Annotated in this window: 18 protein-coding genes, 1 tRNA gene and 3 pseudogenes; 9 read left to right on the forward strand and 13 right to left on the reverse strand. The window is 69.7% G+C overall.

The features are described from left to right. Positions 1-15: 15 nt before the first annotated feature. The 3 genes and pseudogenes from I8J32_RS17790 to I8J32_RS04735 all read left to right on the forward strand — a co-directional run. A pseudogene (locus I8J32_RS17790) lies at positions 16-1,224 on the forward strand (efflux RND transporter permease subunit); the annotation flags it as partial. Between the two features lie 70 nt (positions 1,225-1,294). Next, entirely contained in the window at positions 1,295-3,034 is a 1,740-nt protein-coding gene (locus tag I8J32_RS17795; RefSeq protein WP_250646370.1) for an efflux RND transporter permease subunit, read from the forward strand. Positions 3,035-3,123: 89 nt separating this feature from the next. After that, a complete protein-coding gene (locus I8J32_RS04735) occupies positions 3,124-3,915 on the forward strand; it encodes a TatD family hydrolase (protein WP_200615109.1) in 792 nt (263 codons plus the stop codon). Between the two features lie 34 nt (positions 3,916-3,949). Here I8J32_RS04735 and I8J32_RS04740 read toward each other — a convergent pair whose 3' ends face one another. The 4 genes from I8J32_RS04740 to I8J32_RS04755 form a co-directional block, all read right to left on the reverse strand. Then, positions 3,950-4,303, reverse strand: a complete 354-nt coding sequence (locus tag I8J32_RS04740) for a hypothetical protein (protein WP_200614774.1) — start codon at positions 4,301-4,303, stop codon at positions 3,950-3,952. A gap of 328 nt (positions 4,304-4,631) precedes the next feature. After that, positions 4,632-5,552, reverse strand: a complete 921-nt coding sequence (locus I8J32_RS04745; protein ID WP_200614773.1) for a DUF2167 domain-containing protein — start codon at positions 5,550-5,552, stop codon at positions 4,632-4,634. Between the two features lie 278 nt (positions 5,553-5,830). Further along, the gene (locus tag I8J32_RS04750; protein WP_200614771.1) at positions 5,831-6,637 is read right to left on the reverse strand and encodes an ABC transporter permease; all 807 of its coding nucleotides are present in this window, start codon (positions 6,635-6,637) and stop codon (positions 5,831-5,833) included. Then, positions 6,634-7,644: an ABC transporter ATP-binding protein gene (locus I8J32_RS04755; protein WP_200614770.1), complete on the reverse strand. Its 1,011-nt coding sequence runs from the start codon at positions 7,642-7,644 to the stop codon at positions 6,634-6,636. The genes I8J32_RS04750 and I8J32_RS04755 overlap by 4 nt, the downstream gene beginning before the upstream one ends. Before the next feature lie 167 nt (positions 7,645-7,811). Here I8J32_RS04755 and I8J32_RS04760 point away from each other — a divergent pair, with 167 nt between their 5' ends. The 4 genes and pseudogenes from I8J32_RS04760 to I8J32_RS04775 all read left to right on the forward strand — a co-directional run bounded on the left by I8J32_RS04760 (position 7,812) and on the right by I8J32_RS04775 (position 12,311). Continuing rightward, a complete protein-coding gene (locus I8J32_RS04760) occupies positions 7,812-8,579 on the forward strand; it encodes a ferredoxin--NADP reductase (protein ID WP_200614768.1) in 768 nt (255 codons plus the stop codon). Between the two features lie 222 nt (positions 8,580-8,801). After that, complete coding sequence (locus tag I8J32_RS04765; RefSeq protein ID WP_200614767.1) at positions 8,802-10,337, forward strand: alpha/beta hydrolase; 1,536 nt, start codon at positions 8,802-8,804, stop codon at positions 10,335-10,337. A gap of 49 nt (positions 10,338-10,386) precedes the next feature. Continuing rightward, positions 10,387-11,133, forward strand: a complete 747-nt coding sequence (locus tag I8J32_RS04770; RefSeq protein ID WP_200614766.1) for an ABC transporter ATP-binding protein — start codon at positions 10,387-10,389, stop codon at positions 11,131-11,133. Next, a pseudogene (locus tag I8J32_RS04775) lies at positions 11,130-12,311 on the forward strand (ABC transporter permease). The gene I8J32_RS04770 and the pseudogene I8J32_RS04775 overlap by 4 nt, the downstream one beginning before the upstream one ends. A gap of 69 nt (positions 12,312-12,380) precedes the next feature. Here the strand turns inward: I8J32_RS04775 and I8J32_RS04780 are convergent. The 9 genes and pseudogenes from I8J32_RS04780 to I8J32_RS18035 form a co-directional block, all read right to left on the reverse strand. Then, positions 12,381-12,911, reverse strand: coding sequence for a GNAT family N-acetyltransferase (locus tag I8J32_RS04780; protein WP_200614765.1), 531 nt, complete (start codon positions 12,909-12,911; stop codon positions 12,381-12,383). 124 nt (positions 12,912-13,035) lie between these two features. After that, positions 13,036-14,262, reverse strand: a complete 1,227-nt coding sequence (locus tag I8J32_RS04785; RefSeq protein ID WP_200614764.1) for an RtcB family protein — start codon at positions 14,260-14,262, stop codon at positions 13,036-13,038. 219 nt (positions 14,263-14,481) lie between these two features. Beyond that, positions 14,482-15,630 carry a cell division protein ZapE gene (zapE, locus tag I8J32_RS04790; protein WP_200614763.1) on the reverse strand — a complete coding sequence of 383 codons (1,149 nt, stop codon included), beginning with the start codon at positions 15,628-15,630 and terminating at the stop codon, positions 14,482-14,484. Continuing rightward, complete coding sequence (locus I8J32_RS04795; protein ID WP_200614762.1) at positions 15,627-16,310, reverse strand: alpha/beta hydrolase; 684 nt, start codon at positions 16,308-16,310, stop codon at positions 15,627-15,629. The genes zapE and I8J32_RS04795 overlap by 4 nt, the downstream gene beginning before the upstream one ends. Before the next feature lie 260 nt (positions 16,311-16,570). Then, a complete protein-coding gene (locus I8J32_RS04800; protein WP_200614761.1) occupies positions 16,571-17,086 on the reverse strand; it encodes a c-type cytochrome in 516 nt (171 codons plus the stop codon). 417 nt (positions 17,087-17,503) lie between these two features. Further along, a tRNA-Arg gene (locus I8J32_RS04805) sits at positions 17,504-17,580 on the reverse strand. Positions 17,581-17,731: 151 nt separating this feature from the next. After that, positions 17,732-19,027, reverse strand: a complete 1,296-nt coding sequence (locus tag I8J32_RS04810; protein WP_200614760.1) for a putative bifunctional diguanylate cyclase/phosphodiesterase — start codon at positions 19,025-19,027, stop codon at positions 17,732-17,734. A gap of 21 nt (positions 19,028-19,048) precedes the next feature. Beyond that, the gene (locus I8J32_RS04815; protein ID WP_207526794.1) at positions 19,049-19,921 is read right to left on the reverse strand and encodes an HD-GYP domain-containing protein; all 873 of its coding nucleotides are present in this window, start codon (positions 19,919-19,921) and stop codon (positions 19,049-19,051) included. A 151-nt stretch (positions 19,922-20,072) separates the two neighbouring features. Then, positions 20,073-20,444: pseudogene (locus tag I8J32_RS18035) on the reverse strand (DUF3391 domain-containing protein); the annotation flags it as partial. A 55-nt stretch (positions 20,445-20,499) separates the two neighbouring features. On the opposite strand from I8J32_RS18035, the gene ubiA reads away from it, so the two are divergent. Beyond that, the gene (gene ubiA, locus I8J32_RS04825; RefSeq protein WP_200614757.1) at positions 20,500-21,402 is read left to right on the forward strand and encodes a 4-hydroxybenzoate octaprenyltransferase; all 903 of its coding nucleotides are present in this window, start codon (positions 20,500-20,502) and stop codon (positions 21,400-21,402) included. A 72-nt stretch (positions 21,403-21,474) separates the two neighbouring features. Continuing rightward, positions 21,475-21,681 (forward strand): hypothetical protein, encoded by a 207-nt coding sequence (locus tag I8J32_RS04830; protein WP_200614756.1) that lies wholly within the window; start codon positions 21,475-21,477, stop codon positions 21,679-21,681. Positions 21,682-21,806 lie beyond the last annotated feature (125 nt).

Consider the following 21,806-nt stretch of genomic DNA (forward strand, 5'->3'; position numbering starts at 1 on the left):
CCGGTCCCCGCGGTGATGCTGTTCTTCGCGTTGTGCGTGGCCGGGCTGTGGGGCTTCCACCAGCTGCCGGTGGCGCGCTTCCCCGACGTCTCCTTCCCGATGACCATCGTCACCATCACCCAGCCGGGCGCATCGCCCAGCCAGCTGGAGACGGAGGTGACGCGTCGCGTCGAAGATTCGGTCGCCACGCTCGACAATGTCAAACGCGTGACCTCCACCGTGGTCGAGGGCGTGTCCACCACCGCGATCGAGTTCGAGCTGGAGACCGACCTGCTGGCCTCGCTCAACGACACCAAGGATGCGGTCACCCGCATCCGCATGGACCTGCCGCAGGACATCCAGGAACCGATCATCACCAAGGTGGAGATCGGCGGTTCGCTGCTGACCTACGCGGTGAGCGCGCCCGGCATGCCCGCCGACGCGCTGTCGTGGTTCGTCGATCGCGACGTGACGCGCGCGCTGTACGGCGTGGACGGCGTGGCGGCGGTCAACCGCATCGGCGGCGTCGAGCGGCAGGTGCGCGTCGACCTGGATCCGCAGGCGCTGCAGGCGCACGGCGTGACCGCGGGCCTGGTCAGCCAGCAGCTGGCGCAGACCCAGGTGGAGCGGCCCGGCGGGCGCACCGAACTGGCCGGCGGCCAGCAGACCGTGCGCACCATCGGCACCGTGGTCGACGCGCAGGCCCTGCGCGATCTGAGCATCGCCCTGCCCAACGGCCAGCAGCTGCGCCTGTCGGCGCTGGCGCGCGTCAGCGACGGCGTGGCCGATCCCACCCAGGCGGCGCTGCTCGACGGCCAGCCGGTGGTCGGCTTCTCGCTCTCGCGCAGCCGCGGGGCCGACGAGCTCAAGGTCCGCGACGCGGTGAAGGCCGCGCTCAAGGACCTGCAGAAGGTGCATCCCGGGGTGGAGTTCCGCCTGATCACCGACATGAGCGAGGAGACCGAACGCTCCTACTCCTCGTCGATGACCATGCTGTGGGAAGGCGCGCTGCTGGCGCTGGCGGTGGTCTTCTGGTTCCTGCGCGACTGGCGCGCCACCTGGGTCAGCGCGGTCGCGCTGCCGCTGTCGATCATCCCGACCTTCGCGGTGATCCACTGGCTGGGCTTCTCGCTCAACATGATCACGCTGCTGGCGCTGAGCGTGGTGGTGGGCATCCTGGTGGACGATGCGATCGTCGAGATCGAGAACATCGTGCGCCACCTGGGCATGGGCAAGAAGCCGCTCGACGCCGCGCGCGAAGCCGCCGACGAGATCGGCACCGCCGTGATCGCGACCTCGGCCACCCTTGGCGGCGGTGTTCGTGCCGGTGGCGTTCATGCCGGGCATCGCCGGCAAGTTCTTCCGCGAATTCGGCTGGACCGCGGCGACCGCGGTGATGTTCTCGCTGCTGGTCGCGCGGCTGCTCACGCCGATGATGGCCGCCTACCTGCTCAAGCCGCACGAGGACCACCCGGAGGAGACCGCGCTGATGAAGCGCTACCTGCGCTGGGTCGACGCCGCGCTGCGCCACCGCTGGCGCACGCTCGGCGCGGCCACGGCGTTGTTCATCGCCTCGCTGGCGCTGATCCCCTTCATCCCCACCACCTTCATCCCGGTGTCCGACCAGGGCCGCAGCATGCTCTCGCTGGAGCTGCCGCCGGGCACGCCGGTGGAGCAGACCACGCGCGTGGCCGAACGCGCCCGCGCGATGCTGGCCGGCATTCCCGAACTGCACCAGGTGTTCACCCAGGTCGGCAGCGTCCCGGACCTGGGCGACCCGGCCAAGACCGGCGGCGCCGACGCGCGCAAGGCCGTGCTGACCCTGGACTGGGGCAAGGCCGACGACCGCGACCGCTCGCAGAAGGCGCTGGAGCAGGACGTGCGCGCGCGCCTGGCCAACCTGCCGGGCGCGCGGATCAGCTTCGTGAGCAGCGAGCCGGGCGAGCAGCTGATGCTGGTGCTGGCGGGCGACGACCCGGTCAAGCTCGACGCGGCCGCGGCCGCGGTGGAACGCGACCTGCGCCGCATCCAGGGGCTGGGCAGCGTGTCCTCGTCGGCCTCGCTGCTGCGGCCGGAACTGCAGATCGTGCCCGACGCCGCGCGCGCGGCCGAACTGGGCGTGTCCACGGCCGCGATCGCGGAAGCCGCGCGCGTGGCCACCGCCGGCGACTACACCCAGCGCCTGGCCAAGCTCAACCTGCCCGACCGCCAGATCCCGATCCGCGTGGGCTTCGACCGCGAAGCCCTGCGCGACCCGGCCACGCTGTCGCGACTGCAGGTGCAGGGCAAGCACGGCCCGGTGCCGCTGGAAGCGGTCGCCGACCTGCAGCCGGGCAGCGGTCCTTCCGTGATCAGCCGCTACAAGCGCCAACGCAACATCACCCTCACCGCCGAACTCAGCGGGCGCCCGCTGGGCGAGGTGATGGCAGAAGTGGAGCAGCTGCCTTCGGTGCGCCAGGTGCCCGCGGGCGTGGCCTTCATCAACACCGGCGACGCGGAGATCTTCGTCGAGCTGTTCACCGGCTTCCTGATGGCGATGGCCGCGGGCATCGCCTGCGTCTACATGGTGCTGCTGTTGCTGTTCAAGCACCCGATGCAGCCGCTCACCATCCTCACCGCCATCCCGCTGTGCGCCGGCGGCGCCTTCGGCGCGCTGCTGATCTCGCAGAACATGCTGTCGCTGCCGGCGCTGATCGGCCTGCTGATGCTGATCGGCATCGCCACCAAGAACTCCATCCTGCTGGTGGACTACGCGGTGATGGCCGAGGACGAGCACGGCATGAACCAGCACGATGCGCTGGTGGACGCGTGCCGCAAGCGCGCGCGGCCGGTGATCATGACCACCATCGCGATGGGCGCGGGCATGCTGCCGCTGGCGCTGGGCTTCTCCGGCGATTCCTCGTTCCGCGCGCCGATGGCGTGGGCAGTGATCGGCGGGTTGATCACCTCCACGGCCCTGAGCCTGCTGGTGATCCCGGCCGCCTACACCGTGCTCCACGACATCGGCGACTGGCTGGCGAGCCGATTCGCGCGGCGCGCCCAGGCGCCGGCCTGACGGCGGGCGGCGGCCACGGCTGGCCGCATGCCCCAGGCCGCCGCAGGCCGTATCCTGTTGCGCTTCCCGCCACTGCCTGACCGACCGTGCTGCCCCTGATCGACATCGGCGCCAATCTCACCCACGACTCGTTCGACCACGATCGTGACGCCGTCCTGCAGCGCGCCCGCGAAGCCGGCGTGGTGCAGATGGTCATCACCGGCGCCAGCCGCGAGCATTCACCGATGGCGCTGGCACTGGCGCAGCGGCACCCGGGCGAACTGTTCGCGACCGCGGGCGTGCACCCGCACCACGCGAGCGACTACACCACCGAGTGCGACGGCGAGCTGCGCGCGTTGCATGCGCATCCGGAAGTGGTGGCGGTGGGCGAATGCGGGCTGGATTATTTCCGCGACTTCTCGCCGCGTCCCGCCCAGCGCCGCGCCTTCGAGCAGCAGCTGCAGATCGGCGTGGACACCGGCAAGCCGCTGTTCCTGCACCAGCGCGACGCGCATGCCGACTTCGTGGCGATGATGCGCAACTTCGAGGGCCGGCTGGGCCCGGCGGTCGTGCACTGCTTCACCGGCACGCGCGAGGAACTGTTCGAGTGCCTCGACCAGGACTGGTACATCGGCATCACCGGCTGGCTGTGCGACGAGCGCCGCGGCCAGCACCTGCGCGAACTGGTGCGCCACATCCCGGCCAATCGCCTGATGATCGAAACCGACGCGCCCTACCTGCTGCCGCGCACGGTGAAGCCGGCGCCCTCGCACCGCCGCAACGAGCCGATGTACCTGGCCCATATCGTCGAGGAACTCGCACGCGACCGCGGCGAGGACGTGGCGATTACCGCCGCGCAGACCACGGCCACGGCGCGCGCGTTCTTCCGACTGCCACACTGAGCGTCGGGCGGCCGCGTGCCGGCGCGCGCGTGCCTCAGCGCAGGGGATAGATCATCGCGATCTCGTCCACGGGGCGATGGGGAGCGTTGAACACCACCAGCACGTGGGTCGACCCCTGGTCGCAGAGTTGACGACCTTCCTTGACGACCTGCATGCGTACCGGCGCCGCGGTTTCGGCCGTCTCACCGGTGTAGCGCGCGACCTGGCGCAACGTGGGCCACATCGCATTGGCGCAGCTCACCCGCACGGTGGTGGCGGGTACGGGCGCGGTCACCTGTTCGAGCGTGGGCGTGTCCTGGCCGTTGGCGGCACCGGCGGCCTGGGCAGGCGCAAGCGCGGCCATGCACAGGGGCAGGGCCAGGGCGAAAGCGAGAGTCTTGGCACTCATCGGAATGTTCCTGTCGGTGGGGGAATCCGGACGAGGCGCGCGCGGGACGCGCGCCGTTCTCCGGTGCTGACAGGATCTGCCCGCCGCCGCCACCGCGCGCGTGTAGTTGGACACCGTGTCCAACGACCTGTGCCGTTGCATGAACGCGCCCGCTGCGCCGCCGTGCGCCGCCAGTGTTCAACCAGCGACACGCCAACGCGTCCCAGGGACGCGCCGATGCAACACTGGTGGCGTTTCGCGTGGATCCACGCCATGACGAAAACGACGACGGCCCGCATGCGCGGGCCGTCGTGGTGTCACGCGAGCCGGTCGGCCCGCTGCGCCCGGTTCAGGCCTGCGCGTCGTCGCCGCGCTTGCCGCGGAACACGCCGACGATGCGCTTGAAGAACGCACCCACCACCAGCAGCAGCGGAATCAGCAGCTTCTTCAGGCCCAGCAGCAGCACGCCCAGCTTGGCCAGCAGGCCGGACTTGGCGGCCAGGCCGCCGCCGACCAGCGCCGCCAGTCCGTACGCGGCCACCTTGTCGGTGGAATCGTTGAAGTCCGCGTAACGCGCGCCGCTGTCGAACTCCACCATCGGCAGCAGCTTCTGCATGCCGGTCTTGACCTCGCCCAGCTCGTTCATGCGCGAGACCGCGTTGAGGCTCAGGTAGCCCTCACGGCCGAGCACGCGGATGTCGTAGTTGAGCGTGTTCTGCTCGGCGCCTTCCGACTTCAGCTCCTTCGCCCAGTAGAGCTTCTTGCTGACGGTGTCGTAGTGCGGCGCTTCTGCCCAGCCCACCAGGTTCAAGGTGCCGTAGCCGGCCTCCTTGCGTGCCTGGTTGATCTCCTCGTCCTCGGCCTTCATGTCGGCGAGCATTTCGTCGTAGTCGATCTTGGCCGCGTCCTCGTCGGAGACATGGCCTTCGTCGGAGTAGGTCACCACCACGGCCCAGCCGGCGTCGTCGAGCACGCCGCGGCCCTTGGGCACGATCAGGCCCAGCACCGAGTCATCCGGCGGATTGCCCCACAGGTTCTCGAGCACCTTGCGCGCATCGGCTGCGGCCAGGTAACGGAAATTCTCGTCCAGCCGGAGCCGGGCCTTGGCGGTGTCGACCGCCACTTCGCCGTCCTTCCAGCTGAAATCCGCCACCATGGCGCGCGCGGCCTGTTCGGCCTTCGACTGCTCGTCCGGTGAAGGCCCGGTGTCCTGGGCATGAGCGCCCGCCGCCACGGCCAGCAGGCCGAGGAGGATCCACTTCAGATGCATGTATTTTCCCCTGTGATGGGCGCGCGCCCCCGGCGCACCCGCCCGGTCAGTTTGAGGCCTGGGCGGGCCGGCATCAAATCCGGCGGACACGACGAGCCTGGTGCGGCGCACGGGCGACTGCCTCGCCGCCGCGCGCGTGCCGGCCACATGCGTCGCGCGCGACCTTCAACTGCGCATCCGCGGCGCCGCATCAACGCGACGGAGTCGCAGCCCGCCCCGGCGCGGCGGGGCGAGCGAGCATCAACGAAAGCGCGGGAGCTGCGCTCGCACTGGTGCCGTCAGCTGCGCAGGCCGATGCCGCGCTTGAGCAGCCACAGGCCGGCCGCGGCCAGCGCCGCGACGAAGCCCAACATCAAGGTGTAGGCGGTCCACACCGGCACGTCGCTGACGCCCAGCAGGCCGTAGCGGAACGCGTTGACCATGTAGAACACCGGGTTGAGGTGGGTAGCCGCCTCGGCCCACGGCGGCAGCAGCTTCACCGAATAGAACACGCCGCCCAGGTAGGTCAGCGGGGTCAGGATGAAGGTCGGCACGATCGCGATGTCGTCGAACTTCTTCGCGTACACGGCGTTGACGAAGCCGGCCAGCGAAAAGATGGTCGCGCCCAGCAGCACCGTGGTGAAGGTGATGAAGGGGTGGGGCATGCTCACCCGGGTGAACAGCATCGAGATCGCCAGCACGATGGCGCCCACCATCATCCCGCGCACCACCGCGCCGGTGACGTAGCCGCCCAGGATCACCCAGGTCGGCATCGGGCTGACCAGCAGCTCCTCGACGTGGCGGCCGAACTTGGCGCCGAAGAACGACGAGGAGATGTTGCCGTAGCTGTTGGTGATCACGCTCATCATCACCAGGCCGGGGACGATGAAATCCATGTAGCGGATGTTGTCCATGGCGCCGATCTGGCGGCCGATCAGGCCGCCGAAGATCAGGAAGTACAGCGTCATCGTGATCGCCGGCGGCACCAGCGTCTGCCCCCAGATGCGCAGGATGCGGGTCACCTCGCGGCGCACGATCGTGGCGTAGGCGGTGAGGTTGCGCTGGGTGGTGCTCATTTCCGCGTGGGCGAGGGGCACGGCGCTCATGCCACCGGCTCCGGCTGCGCGGGCGTGCCGTTGCCGGACGGCCCCTTGTCGACATTCTCGCTGGTCAATCTCACGAACAGCTCCTCCAGCCGGTTGCTCTTGGTGCGCATCGAGCGCACGCGGATGCCGTTGTCGCCCAGCGCGGCGAAGACCCGGTTGAGGTCCATGGCGCGCGGCATCTCCACGTCGAGGGTGTGGTCATCCTGGGCGAGCAGGGTCGCGCCCGGGATCTGCGGCAGCGTCGCGGGGAGCTGGCCGTCGATGTCGAACAGGAAGCCTTCCACGTCGAGCTTGGCCAGCAGCGCCTTCATCGGGCCCTGCTCCACGATCCGGCCCTTGTCGATGATGGCCAGGTTGCGGCACAGGCTCTCGGCTTCTTCCAGGTAATGCGTGGTCAGGATGATGGTGGTGCCGGCGGCGTTGATCTCCTTGAGCGTCTTCCACATGCCGCGACGGATCTCGATGTCCACGCCGGCCGTGGGCTCGTCCAGGATCAGCAGGCGCGGCCGGGTCATCATCGCGCGGGCGATCATCAGCCGTCGCTTCATGCCGCCCGACAGCGTGCGGCTCATGCTGGTCGCCTTTTCCCACAGGAAGGCGCGGCGCAGTTCCTCCTCGGCGCGCACCAGGGCCTCGGCGCGGGGCACGCCGAAGAAGCCGGCGTAGTTGACCAGGATGTCGAGCGGCTTCTCGAACATGTTGAAGTTCAGTTCCTGCGGCACCAGCCCGATCATCCGCATCGCATCGCTGCGATTCCGGCCCAGGTCGGTGCCGAAGATCGAGACGCTGCCACCGCTGAGGTTCACCAGCGAGCTGACGATGCCGATGAGGGTCGACTTGCCGGCGCCGTTGGGACCGAGCAGGGCAAAGAAGTCGCCGGGCGCCACGTCGAGCGACACCCCCTTGAGCGCTTCCACGCCACCCTTGCCGGCGCCGCCCGCGTAGGTCTTGCGCAGGTCGCGGACCGACAGGGCGGGAACAGCGGGGGCCGGGACGGAGTCGTTCATGCGGGAATTCAAGCTCGGGGCCGGGGAGGGGGTGAGGCGAAGCGGGACGCCCTGCCGGGAGCCGCGCAGGGAAGACCGGTAGTATAGGCGGCCGCGTGCTGCCCTCCGGGCCACACAGCGTTGCGTCCGCCGCGACTAGCGCACGTTCCAGAACCAGGCAACTTCCGATGGCCATCCAGCATTTTCCGCTCAAGCTCGTTTCGCGCCGCATGCTGGCGCCCACCGTCGGCCACTACGTGTTCGTGCGCGGCGACGACCAGCCGCTGGACTTCGTCCCCGGCCAGTTCATCCAGGTCCACTTCCACTACGCCGACGGCACCGCGACCAAGCGCAGCTATTCGCTGGCCACCATCCACGACCACGCGCTGGCGCCGGGCGAGGGCGTGGAGATCGCGGTGAGCTACGTCGCCGGCGGCGCGGCCACGGCGCTGTTCGAGGGCCTGCGCGAGGGCGACACCGTCGATGCCAGCGGTCCGTTCGGGCGTTTCTGCCTGATGCCCGCCGACAGCAACCGTCGCTACCTGCTGATCGGCACCGGCACCGGCGTCACCCCGTACCGGGCGATGCTGCCGCAGCTGGAATCCCAGATCCGCCAGCGCGGGGTCAAGGTGGCGCTGCTGTTCGGCGCGCGCACCCCGGAGGAACTGCTCTACGGGGACGAGTTCCGCGCCTTCGCCAACCGCCACCCCGAACACTTCCGCTTCGTGCCCTGCCTCTCGCGCGAACTGCCGGCTGCCGGATCGGAGCATGCGCATGCCGACGTCCGCCATGGCTACGTGCAGCAGTTCCTCGAGGAATTCGCCCCCGACGCCGCGCACGACATCGCCTACCTGTGCGGCAACCCGAACATGGTCGACGCCTGCTTCGAGTCGCTCAAGGGCTACGGCCTGCCGGTGCCGCAGATCCGGCGCGAGAAGTACGTGTCGAGCAAGTGAGGCGGGCACCCGCGGTCGCGCGGGCCGAATCCGGCCACGCGGGGCGGGAATAGGAAACCGCGGAAACCCGCCAGGCCACGGCTGCGGCGGGAATCCGATCGGGGGCGACGGCAAAGCCTTCGGCTTCATCTTCCGCCAGTCACCTCCCCCTTCAGTCACATCCCGCCCGTCCCTGTCGTCTGTCATCCTGACGGCGCATCCGCCGCGATCGACAAGGGAAACATGCACCCGCGAACCCGCCTCCTGCCCGCCGCCGTTGCGGCGGGCCTGCTCCTGCTGACGGCCTGTCAGCCCGCCCCCGCGCCCGGCAAGCGCGCCGATACCAGCGTCCGGCCGTTCGGCCGCATCGAATTCAAGCCCTGCGTGCTGGGCGGCGAACAAGGCCTGCCCACGCTGGAGGCGCAGTGCGCCACCTACAAGGTGCTCGAAGATCCGGCCAAACCCCAGGGCCGCCGGATCGCGCTCAACATCGCCTGGCTGCCGGCGACCAGCCGCGGTGGCGGCACGACCGACCCGGTGTTCTTCCTGGCCGGTGGTCCCGGCCAGGCGGCCACGCAGGTCGCCAACCAGGTCGACATCGCGCTGCGCGAAGTGCGCAAGCAGCGCGACGTGCTGCTGATCGACCAGCGTGGCACCGGACAGTCCAATCCGCTGGACTGCCGCGACGCCAAGGGCGAGCCGCTCGAATTCGATCCCGCGCCCGAGTCGGGCGAAGCCGAAGTGGCGGCCTACGCCGAGCAGTGCCTGGCCTCGATGGCCGGCCGCGCCGACCCGCGCATGTACACCACGGCGCGCGCCATCGCCGACCTCGACGAAGTGCGCGCGGCGCTCGGCGTCCAGCAGGTCAACGTGGTCGGCGGTTCCTACGGCACCCGCGTGGCGCAGCAGTACGCCATGGCCTATCCGCAGCACACGCGCAGCGTCGTGCTCGACGGCGTCGCCCCGAACCGGCTGGTGGTGGGGGGCGAGTTCGCCCGCCGGCTGCAGGAATCGCTGGTCCGCCAGGATGCGCAATGCGCGAAGGTCCCGGCCTGCAAGCGCTTCGCCAGTGCCGCCGGCACCGACCTGCTCACGCGCCTGGATGCGCTCAAGCAGCGGCTCGAGCAGGCGCCCGTCGAGGTGAACTTCCGCGACCCGGCCAGCAACGAGGCCAAGCGGGACACCCTTACCGCCGACACCGTCGTCGGCCTGGTCCATGGCGTGTCCTATGTCCCGCAGCTGAGCGCCATCCTGCCGCTGGTGGTCAGCCAGGCCGAGCAGGGCAACTACGAGCCGATGATGGCCATCGCCCATCTGTGGAGCGGACAGATCGGCGGCACGATGAACCGCGGGATGCAGTGGTCGGTGATCTGCGCCGAGGACGCCCCGCGCTACAAGCCCGATCCGCAGGACACCCGCACCGTGCTCGGTCCCGACATGGCGCGCATGTTCTTTGCGGCCTGCGGCAAATGGCCGCGCGGCGACGCGCCGGCGCGCGCCTTCGAAGCCTTCAAGTCCAAGGCCCCGGTCCTGCTGCTGTCGGGTGAGCTCGACCCGGTGACACCGCCGGTCTACGGCGAGGAAGTGGCCAAGGGCCTGGGCAACGCCCGCCACCTGGTGCTGCGCGGCCAGGGGCACGGCGCGATGACCGTGGGCTGCACGCCCAAGCTGATCGGCCAGTTCATCGAGACCCTCAAGCCGAAGGCGCTGGACGCCAAGTGCCTGGACAGCCTCACCTACGTGCCGCCGTTCACCTCCTTCAACGGCTGGGAGCCGTGAGGCCGATGCCTCGCGCGCTTCCCCCGTCAACGCTCACGGCCCAAATGAAATGATCACCGCCAACGACCTCCATAAGTCATTCAAGACCCGCACCGGCACCGTCAACGCCGTCGAAGGCGTCAGCTTCCAGGCGCACGACGGGCAGATCACCGGCCTGCTCGGCCCCAACGGCGCCGGCAAGACCACCACGCTGCGCATGCTCTACACGCTGATGACGCCCGATCGCGGCAGCGTCGACGTCGATGGCACCGACGCGGCCCGCGCACCCGAAGCCGTGCGCCGCGCGCTGGGCGTGCTGCCCGACGCGCGGGGCGTCTACAAGCGCCTGACCGCGCGCGAGAACATCGCCTACTTCGGCGAACTGCACGGCATGTCCGCCGCCGACATCGCCAAACGCACCGACATCCTCAGCCGCGCGCTGGACATGGGCGACATCCTCGACCGCCAGACCGAGGGCTTCTCGCAGGGACAGCGCACCAAGACCGCGATCGCACGCGCGCTGGTGCACGACCCGAAGAACGTGATCCTCGACGAGCCCACCAACGGGCTCGACGTGATGACCACGCGCGCGATGCGCGGCTTCCTGCAGCAACTCAAGGCCGAGGGCCGCTGCGTGATCTTCTCCAGCCACATCATGCAGGAGGTGGCGGCGCTGTGTGACCGCATCGTCATCATCGCCAAGGGCCGCGTCGTCGCGGCCGGAACCCCCGAGGAGCTGCGCGAACAGACCGGCGAAGCCAACCTGGAAGATGCCTTCGTCAAGGCCATCGGCTCCGAGGAGGGCCTGCACGCATGAAGACCGGCTTCTTCCATTCGCTGATGTCGGTGATGCGCAAGGAACTGCGAGACATCTCACGCGATCGCCGCACCCTGGTGCTCGCCCTGCTGCTGGGCCCGCTGCTCTACCCGGTGCTGATGCTGGGCATGGGCAAGCTGGCCGAGAACCGCGCCAAGACCCAGCTCGACAAGGTGCTCGAAGTGCCCGTGGTCGGCGCCGCGCACGCGCCGAACCTGGTCGCCTTCCTCGCCACCCGCGGCATCACCGCCATCGCGGCTCCCAAGGACCTCGATGCCGCGATCGCTCGGCAGGACGTCGACGTCGCGCTGGAGATCGACGCCGGATACAGCCAGGCCTGGCGCGCCGGCGGCGCCGCCAAGGTGGCCATCGTCGCCGACAGCACGCGCAACGCGGCCGAAATCCCCGTCAAGCGGCTGCAGCTCGCGCTGGAGCAGTACCGCGACCAGGTCGGCACCCTGCGCCTGCTGGCGCGCGGCATCGACCCGGGCATCACCCGGCCGCTCAGCATCGGCAACCGCGATCTCGCCTCGGCCGAGGCCAAGCGCGGCGCGCTCGCGGCGGCGTTGCTGCCCTACCTGCTGATCCTCACCTCGTTCCTGGGCGGCGCCTACCTGATCATGGATGCCACCGCCGGCGAGCGGGAACGCCAGTCGCTGGAGCCGCTGCTGGCCACGCCTTCGGCACGCAGCGCGATCGTGAGCGGCAAGATCGCGGCGGCCTGCGCGATGGGGATCGCCTCGCTGCTGCTGACGCTGCTGGCCTTCAAGCTCAGCGCGCAGTTCGCCAGCGGGCTGGTGATCGACGTCAGTTTCGCGGCGATGGCCAAGATGCTGCTGGTGCTGTTGCCGATGCTGTTCATCGGCACCTCGCTGCTGACCTACCTGTCCGCCGCGGCCAAGAGCATGAAGGAAGCCCAGAGCCACATGATGTGGCTGATGCTGCTGCCGATGATCCCGACCTTCGCCCTGCTGGTGAATCCGCTGAAGGAACAGCCCTGGCAGTACGCCGTGCCGTTCCTGGCGCAGAACCAGATGCTGCTCAAGGTCATCCGCGGCGAGTTCATCCCGATGCAGACCTAGGGCATCTACCTGGCGGCGGGCGTCGGCCTGGCCGCGGTGCTGTGGTTCGCCGCGGTGCGGCGCTACCACCAGGAGCGGCTGGCCATTTCGGGCTGAGCCTCGTCCGCGCGGCAACCAAGAACCAGCCCGGCCTCGCGCCGGGCTGTTTCGTTGTGGCGTCCCAGGTCACAAGTTCCTGAGCATGCGCGACACCGGCACGCGTATGCCGCCGGGCAGGTCGAGCTCGAAACGCTCCACGCAGGCAAAGCCGCTGGCCAGGTACAGCGGCTCGCCCGGCAGCGTCGAGACCAGGGTGAGCGCGCGGAAACCTTCGGCGCGCGCGGCCGCGACGCAGGCATCCATCAGTTGCCGCCCCAGTCCGCGACGCGCCATCGACGGGTGGACGAAGAAGGCGCGGATGCGCGCGGCCTCCGTCGCCGGATCGAGCAGGGGGTCGGGACCGTGCTTGGCCTGGTCGCCGCCGAACAGCGTGCGTCGCCGGCTCCAGCCGCCGCAGGCGACCAGGGTCTGGTCCTGTTCCAGCACGAAGTACGTGCCGTCCTCGATCAGCTGCGTGTCGACACCGAACACGTGACGGGTGATCGCTTCGGCTTGCGCAGGCGAGTAGTAGCCCACGCTCAATCCCCGCCCGGACAGGCCGATCAGGCCCTGCAAGGCGGGGATGTCGGCGTGGCGTGCGGTGCGAAGGTCAGCCATCCCGTCTCCCGGTCGCGCGTGTGCCCCTGGTGGTCGCGTCGCGCCGACGGCATCGACGCCCGCAGATCCTATCGGTGTTCCGCCGGGAATGCCCGGTGGGTGGCGCCAGGGCCGATCGACGCACTCAGCCCTTCACGCACACGACCTGGCGCAGGGTGTGGACGATCTCGACCAGGTCGCTCTGCGCGGCCATCACCGCTTCGATCGGCTTGTACGCGGCCGGCGACTCGTCCAGCACGTCCGCGTCCCTGCGGCATTCCACGTGGGCCGTGGCCTTGGCATGGTCGGCCATGCTGATCAGCTTCTTCGCCTGGGTCCGGCTCATCACGCGGCCGGCGCCGTGGCTGCAGCTGTGGAAGCTGTCCTCGTTGCCCAGCCCGCGCACGATGAAGCTCTTGGCGCCCATGCTGCCGGGAATGATCCCCAGCTCGCCCTTGCGCGCGCTCACCGCGCCCTTGCGGGTCACGAAGACGTCCTTGCCGAAGTGGTGCTCGCGGCTGACGTAGTTGTGGTGGCAGTTGACCGCCTCGGCCTGCGCATCGAACGGCTTGCTGATCACCCTGCGCGCCGCCTCGACCACCTGTTGCATCATGAGCTGGCGGTTGATGCGTGCGTAGCGCTGCGCCCAGTCCACCGCGAACACGTAATCCTCGTAATGCTCGCTGCCTTCGGGCAGGTAGGCCAAGTCCTGGTCGGGCAGGTTGATCATCCAGCGGCGCATGTCCTGCTTGGCCAGCTCGATGAAGTGCGTGCCGATCGCATTGCCGACGCCACGCGAGCCCGAGTGCAGCATGAACCACACGCGCTGCTCCTCGTCCAGGCAGACTTCGACGAAGTGGTTGCCGGTGCCCAGCGTCCCCAGGTGATTGAGGTTGTTGGTGTTCCTCAAACGCGGATTGCGCTCGCAGATGCGCCTGAAGTCGGCCTCAAGCTGCGACCAGCCTTCGATCGCCCGCCTCGGAGCGTTCGCCCAGGCACCCTTGTCGCGCACGCCGCGGCCCGTCGTGCGGCCATGCGGCACCGCGCGCTCGATCGCACTGCGCAGTCCAGCCAGGTTGTCGGGCAGGTCGCTGGCGACCAGCGAGGTGCGCGCGGCGATCATGCCGCAGCCGATATCCACGCCCACCGCCGCCGGCACGATCGCGCCGATGGTCGGCACCACCGAGCCCACCGTCGCGCCCTTGCCCAGGTGCACGTCGGGCATCACCGCGATCCAGCGGTGGATGAAGGGCAGCCTGGCGATGTTCTGCAGTTGCTGGCGCGCCTCGTCCTCCAGCGGGACGCCGCGCGTCCACAGCTTGATCGGGGCGCTGCCGGGCTCGTGGATGACGTTGTAGTTGGTGGTGCCCATATGCGTGCTCGTTGCAGCGGGATTGTGCATCCGATGCCTGGGTCTGCGCGTGAGCGAAGCTGCGCATCCGGCACTGCGGATACGGAGACGGCGCCGGCGCCGTCGATTACGCGGTCGGGTCCCGCCGTCAGCGCCCGAACGCAGGCGTCCCGCGCGAAACGTCCGCCGTCGCGCCGTCAGGCACGCAGATCGCTGCCCGGATCATCCCCTCCGCCAAGCTCAGCCGCGGTGTTCGAGCGCCAGGTACTCGGCCGACTGCATCTCGATCAGGCGCGAGGCGGTGCGTTCGAAGGCGGCGCCCAGTCGCGTGCCCTGGTACAGCTGCGGTGGCGGGGCCGCGGCGGTGCAGACCAGGTTGACGTGGCGGTCGTAGAGCTCGTCGATCAGGTGCACGAACCGGCGTGCCGGGTCGGCGTTGTGGTCGCCCAGCGGCGGAATGCCGCCCAGCAGCAGCGTGTGGTGCTCGGTCGCGATCTCGATGTAGTCGCTCGCGGCGCGCGGCCCTTCGCACAGCGCGGCAAAGTCGAACCAGGCGTGGCCTTCGGCGGTGGCGCGGACCGGGATCTGCCGTCCCTCGATCGACAGCGTGCCGCTGGCGGTGGCGCCGGGGTCGGGCGGGGCGCCGGCGGTCAACTCCTGCCAGCGCTGCGCCAGCCAGGCGTCCGACTGGTCGTCCAGCGGCGCGCGATACACCGGCGACCGGGTCAGCGCGCGCAAGCGGTAATCGCGCGGACTGTCGAGCAGCACCACCTGCGTGTGCGCCTGGATCTGGGCGATGGCGGGCAGGAAGGCTTCGCGCTGCAGGCCGTCCTTGTACAGATTGACCGGCGCGGTATTGGAGCTGGTGACCAGCACCACACCGCCGGCGAACAGCCGTTCCAGCAGCCGCGCCAGCAGCATCGCGTCGCCGATGTCGTTGACGAAAAACTCGTCCAGCACCAGCACGCGCAGCGTCCGTTGCCACTCCGCGGCGATCAGCGCCAGCGGATCGCGCTCGCCTGCATGCGCGCGCAACCGCGCGTGCACTTCGCGCATGAAACGGTGGAAATGCGTCCGGCGCTTGCCGGGACGGTCGGCAGGCGCGCCGGGCAGGCCGACATCGGGCAGCGGCAGACCGTCGAAGAACAGGTCGATCAGGAAGGTCTTGCCGCGACCCACGCCGCCCCACAGGTACAGACCCTGCGGCGCCGGCGGCGTGCGGCCCAGCAGCGACTTCAGCCAGCCCTGCGGGACGGGCTCGGCGAGGGCGTCGTGGATGCGGTCGAGCTGGACCAGCGCCGCCTGCTGCGCCGGATCCTCCTCCCACCGACCCTGCGCCACGCCCTGCGCATAACGCCGCGACGGGCGGGTGGCCGAGGCGTCGTTCATGCCGGCATGGACTCGGGCGGGAGGTAGGGCTTGATACCGTTCCTGACCGCGCCGCGCAGGTCGATCAGGCGGCGATGGAAGAAATGGCTCGTGTCGGGCATGCGCACCAGTTCGGGCGCCTCGCGCTGCTGAGCCACCTTTTCGACCCAGTCGTAGACCGCCTGCGGCTCGACGATCTCGTCGGCTTCGCCCTGCACGACCAGCCACGGACAGTCGGGCAGCGAGATCGTGCTGAAGTCCCACTTGCGGCCGGCGGCCGGCGGCGCGATCGAAATCAGCATCGCCGGCTGCAGCAGCGCGGCGTTGCGGATGGTGACATAGGCGCCGAAACTGAAACCGGCCAGCCACAGCGCCGCGTCGGGTCGCTGCGCGCGCACCCAGGCGGCGACGGCGCGCAGGTCCTCGGACTCGCCCTCGCCCTCGTCGAAACTGCCCTCAGACGCGCCGACGCCGCGGAAATTGAAGCGGACGGTGGTGATGCCCGATTCGCGCAGCGCTCGCGCGGTCATCGTCACGACCTTGTTGTGCATGCTGCCGCCGTCGGTGGAGAGCGGATGGCAGACGATGGCGATCGCGGGGCGCGCGGGCGCCTCGGGGTAGTCGACGGCCACTTCCAGTGCGCCGGCGGGGCCGGGCAGCGACAGCGTGGCCGAATCGTCGGGGAACGCGGGCAGGTTCATGCGGGAATGATACGGGTTGGCCGTGTAGGGTCCCGTGCGAAGCGGTCCGGGCGTCTGGTTCCGATGCACACCGGCCAGTTCGCTGCCTCCGAAGCGCACGGCGGCCCCCATCCCAACCTCCGGGCCTGCGGTTGGACGCAGTGTGCTGGCTTGCGTGGCAGCAACAACCGGCTTGCGGGCCGAAGCTTCCCAGGCCGGAAACGACAACGCCGCCCGGAGGCGGCGTTGTGATCGGCTGCGCGCGCGGACGCGCTGCGTGGTTACTTGATGTTGGCCAGCATCCAGTCGACCGTGGCCTTGACCTGCTCGTCGGTCAGCGCGGGGTTGCCGCCCTTGGCCGGCATCACGCCTGCCGAGCCGGTGAAGCCTTCGATGGCGTGCTTGTACAGCGTCTCCACCCCGGCGGCCTTGCGAGCGCCCATGCCGGCGGCGGTCAGGGTCGGCGCCCCGCCGGCACCGGAAGTGTGGCAGCCGGTGCACAGGTTGTTGAAGATCACCGAGCCGTCGGTCGTGCCGCCGTAGGCCACCTGGGCCGTGGCAGCCAGCGCGGCGGCCTTGACCGCTTCGGCCTGCTGGGCCGCGCCGGTGGCGCCGGCATACACCGCGCCGATCGGGGCGATGCGCGCCTGCGTCTGCGCGGCGGCGGCCGGGTGGACTTCGTGCGGCAGCTTCTGGTGCACGTAGTACGCACCGAGGATCAACCCCAGCGTGACCAGCATGAGGAAGCCGATCACCAGGGAGAATTTCTTGAGGAATTCGAGGTCGTAATTGCGCACGAGGACTTTCCTGGCCGCGCAGCCGGGAGGCCGCGCCTTACTGGGTCAAAGAGCGCGAATTATTCCAGAAGCGCCCCTTCGAAGCGAGCCGGCCGGTTTTCGGGGGGCGCGACGGGCCTGGGGAAGGTCTGGGGACGGCCTGCCGGTGAGGCCAGGGACCCTGAACCCGCGGACGGCGACCTCTCGGCCCCCACCGGGGCAGGGGCGGGGCCGGCAAGGCCGGCCGGGATGGAGGCCTGGGCGGGCAAGGGGCGCGCAAACCCGAGGCACGGGCCGGGGTTCGTGTACTCAAAAAGGAACCCGGCGTCGCGCTCGAGCGCGCCATCGCCTCACCCGTGGAATTCCCGGCCAGGTTGAAACGCGCGCGCGCAATGACGGCGCCCCGATGGATCGGCGCTGCGGAATGGTGGGGGGGAATGGCGCGCCTGGAGGGATTCGAACCCCCGACCAATGGCTTCGGAAGCCACTACTCTATCCGGCTGAGCTACAGGCGCGTGGTGTGCGGGACGCGGGGTCCGGCGCAGCGGTGAAACTGTATCACCCGCCCCGCAAAGGGCGGCCCGCAGGGTGCGGGGCGCGCATTCTAGCAGCCGACGCTGCGCATGTCCGGCCCCTCGCACGCGGGCCGTCGCGGCGTTGCCGCCCTCATGCGGCCAGGCCGAGCGCACCGCGCAGCCAGCGCTTGAACGCGTCCGGCGGCATCGCCTGCGCGAACAGGTGCCCCTGGACGATGTCGCATCCGCGGTCGCGCAACGCCTGGAAGGTCGCCTCGTCCTCGACGCCTTCGGCGACCACGCTCAAACCGAATCGGTGGGCCAGGTCGATGATCAGCCAGGTGATGTCCGCGCTGGCCGGGTCGGTGAGCAGCCCGGCGACGAAGGACTTGTCGATCTTCAGCTCGTCCGCCGGGATGTCCTTGAAGTAGGCCAGGCAGGAGTACCCGGTGCCGAAGTCGTCGATGGAGATGCGCACGCCCATCTCCCGGATCTGCGACAGGATGGTGAAGCTGTGCTTCGGGTCGGCCACCAGCGAACGCTCGGTGATTTCGAGCACCAGCTGCACGTGGTCGCGGCCCCACAGGTGCAGCGCGTTCTCCACCAGTTCGGGCAGGTCGTGGCGGGTCACCATGGTGGCCGGCACGTTCACCGCCACCGACAGCGGGGCGCCGGTCCATTCGCCTGCCTGGCGCAGGGCGGTATTGAGTGCCCACATCGTCATCGTGCGGATCTGCCCGGTCTGCTCGGCCACCGGGATGAACAGGTCGGGCGCGATCGTGCCGCGCGCGCGGTGGTGCCAGCGCATCAACGCCTCGGCGCCGACGGGCACGCGGTCGCGGGCGCGCAGCTTGGGCTGGTAGTGCAGCGACAGCTCGCCGCGCTCGGGCGCGCCGACCAGTTCGATCTCCAGGTCCCACAGCTGTGACAGGCCGTTGTCGGTGTCGTGGTCGGGCGCGAACAGGCTGTGGTGGCCCAGCGCGCGCGCCGCCTCCAGGCTGATCTCGGCCTGGCGCAGCAGGAATTCGGCGTGCGTGGCGTGCATCGGGCATACGGCCGCGCCGGCGGTCACCGCCACCTTCACCCGCGTGTTGCCGGACGCAAACGGCGTTTCGAGCAGGCGCAGCAGTTTCTGGATCGCCAGTTCGACGTGGCCCTTGTTCATCACCCGCGTCAGCAGCAGCGCGAAACGGTTGTCGCCGATGCGGGCCGCATAGTCCTGGCGGCGGGCCACGTCGCGCAGCTGCTGGGCCAGGTGCACCAGCACGCGGTCGCCGAAGTCGAAGCCGTGGGTGGCATTGATCCGCGCGAACGCGTCGATGTCGATCACCACCAGGCCCAGGTTGGTGCGCTGGTCGTTGGCCAGGCCGATGTGCCGGCGCAGCAGCGCGAGGAAGCTGCGCCGGTTGTGCAGGCCCGTGAGGTCGTCGTCGATGCCGGTGGACATGCGGGTCGGCTCCGGTCCGCGCTAGTCCAGGAACAGTTCGGAGGGGTCGATGCCGTAGGCGCCCGGCGGCAGGCCCTTGTGCACGGTCAGCGGCTCGCCTTCGTGCTCGATCTCGCCCAGGTCGATCTCGCGGAATTTCGCCAGCGGCTTCTTGTCCACGTCCAGCAGCAGCATCACCCGCGGCCGCAGCCGCTTGAGGCTGTGGACCTCGGTCACCACGCCGACCTGCCCGTTCGACAGCTCCACCAGCGAGCCGGTCGGGTAGATCCCGCAGGACTGGATGAACTGCTCCACCAGTTCGGCCTGGAACAGCGTGCCGCGCTGCTGGTAGAGCTCGGCCACCGCTTCGTGCGGCGAGCGCCCGCGTGCGTAGGGGCGCAGGCAGGTCATCGCGTCGTAGCTGTCGACCAGGCCCATGATGCGGCCGAAGATCGGGATCTCGCTACCGCGCAGCCCGTTGGGATAGCCGCTGCCGTCGTGGCGCTCGTGGTGGGTGGCCACCATCTCGGCCAGGCCCGGCGGCAATTCGGGGTTGTGCACCACCAGGTCGAGCCCGTGCTGCACGTGGCGCCGGATCATCTCGGCCTCCTCCGAGGCCAGCGGTCCCTGCCGCGCGAGCAGTTCCAGCGGCACCTGCGTCATGCCGATGTCGCACAGCAGACCGCCCAGCGCCAGGTTGCGGATCTCGTAGCGCTCCAGGCCCAGGTGCCGGCCGAAGCTGGCCGACCAGATCGCGCAGCCCATGGCGTGCTGGTAGGAATAGTTGTCGCGGCGCTTGAGTTCCTTGAGCCAGGCGAAGGCGGTGGGATTGCGCAGGATCGAGTCGATCATCGCGTCGACGCCGTCGCGCAGCTTGGCCAGGTCCAGCCGCAGGCCCTGGCGCAGGTCGTCCATCACTTCTTCCACGCACGAGGCCAGCGAGGCGTGCGCCCGGGTGGCCAGGCGCAGCTCGGTCTCCAGGTCGCTTTCGATGTCCCAAGGTGGTGCGGCGCAGCGCGGCCAGCTCCTCCTCGGCGCGCGCCACGCGCACGACCTCGGACTCTTCGATCACCAGGTAGCGCAGATCCGGCGCGCGGCCGGCGCTGATGTCGATCCACACGTGGCTGCACGCGCGCAGCAGCATGAAGATCTCCTCGTCGCGCGAGATCTTCATGCCCTGGATCGGGAAGGGGATCTCGAGCCACGGGCGATCCAGGCGGCTGACGAACATGCCCTCGGTCACGCCCTGCACGCTGATCCGGACTTCCCGCCGGCTGATGTCCATCCCGTCCCCCCACGAGAGCGAGCTGCCTCCAGCGTATACCCCGTGCACCGCCCCGGAGCAATGGCACGGGGCGGCGGCGGCGTTCATCAGCCACAATGCGGCGGTCCGGCGTACCGCCCGCGATACCGACCTGATCCAGACCGACCGTTCCATCCAGACCGATCATCCAGACCGATCATCCAGACCGATCATCCAGACCGATCACGCCATGAGCTATGAACGCTTCGAAGCCCCTTTCGTCCCGCCGTGGAAGGCCCGGTTGGCGCTGTACTGGGAGCTGGTGCGCGGCGACCGTCCGATCGGCTGGCTGCTGCTGCTGTGGCCGACCTGGTGGGGGCTGTGGCTGGCCGCCGGCGGCATGCCGCCGATCTGGACGCTGATCGTCTTCAGCCTCGGGGTCTGGCTGACCCGCTCGGCCGGCTGCGTGATCAACGACTACGCCGACCGCTGGCTGGACCCGCATGTCCAGCGCACCCAGGGACGCCCGCTCGCGCGCGGCGCGGTGAGCGGGCGCGAGGCGCTGCTCGTGTTCGCGGTGCTGATGCTGGTTGCGTTCGCGCTGGTGCTGACCCTCAACCGGCTCACCGTGTATCTCAGCTTCGCCGGCGTGGTGCTGGCGGCCAGCTATCCGTATCTCAAGCGCTACACCTACCTGCCGCAGGTGTACCTGGGCCTGGCCTTCGGCTGGGGTATCCCGATGGCGTTCGCGGCGATCCAGGGTGAAGTGCCGCCGCTGGCCTGGCTGCTGTACGCGGCCAACATCGCCTGGGCCACCGCCTACGACACCTGGTACGCGATGGTCGACCGCGACGACGACCTGCGCATGGGCAGCCGCTCCACCGCGATCCTGTTCGGCGAGATGGACCTGGTCGCGCAGGGGATCCTGTTCGCCCTGTTCGGCTATGCGTTGTTCCTGGTCGGCCGGCGCGCCGAACTGGGCGTGTACTACTGGGCCGCACTGGGGCTGGTCGCGGTCCTGGTCGCGTGGCAGTTCCATCTCGCACGCGGCCGTGACCGCGAAGGCTGCTTCAAGGCCTTCCTGCACAACCACTGGGTCGGCGCGACGGTGTTCGCCGGGATCGCGCTGGCGCTGGCCCTGCGCGGAAGCTGAAGACCGCTTATGCTCGGCCGGCCCGGCGGGGGCCGGGCGCGGTACTCACTTCAACGTTCCGGGGGAACACACATGAAGTCACTTGGCACCCTGCTGGTCATCCTTGGCCTGGGTTCGTTCGTGCTGAACATGCTGCAGATGGAATTCCGGCTGCTGGGCTGGATCGACAACTGGGGACCGACGGCGGGCATCGCCATCCGCATCGGCCTGGTCGTGGTCGGCGCGGCGCTGTGGCTGATGGGCCGCAAGCGCGAAGCCGCGCAGCCCACCCAGTCCTGAGCCGTACCGCGCGCGGCCCGTCCCCCAGCGGGCGGGCCGCGTGCGTTTGACCGTTCCGGTGCATGTCCGGCGATGCCGCGCAGACGTCCATGCGCCTGCAGCCGTCGCCATCGATGCGCGGAATT

Origin of the sequence: Lysobacter solisilvae, assembly GCF_016613535.2 — a bacterium.
Taxonomy (GTDB): Bacteria; Pseudomonadota; Gammaproteobacteria; order Xanthomonadales; family Xanthomonadaceae; genus Agrilutibacter; species Agrilutibacter solisilvae.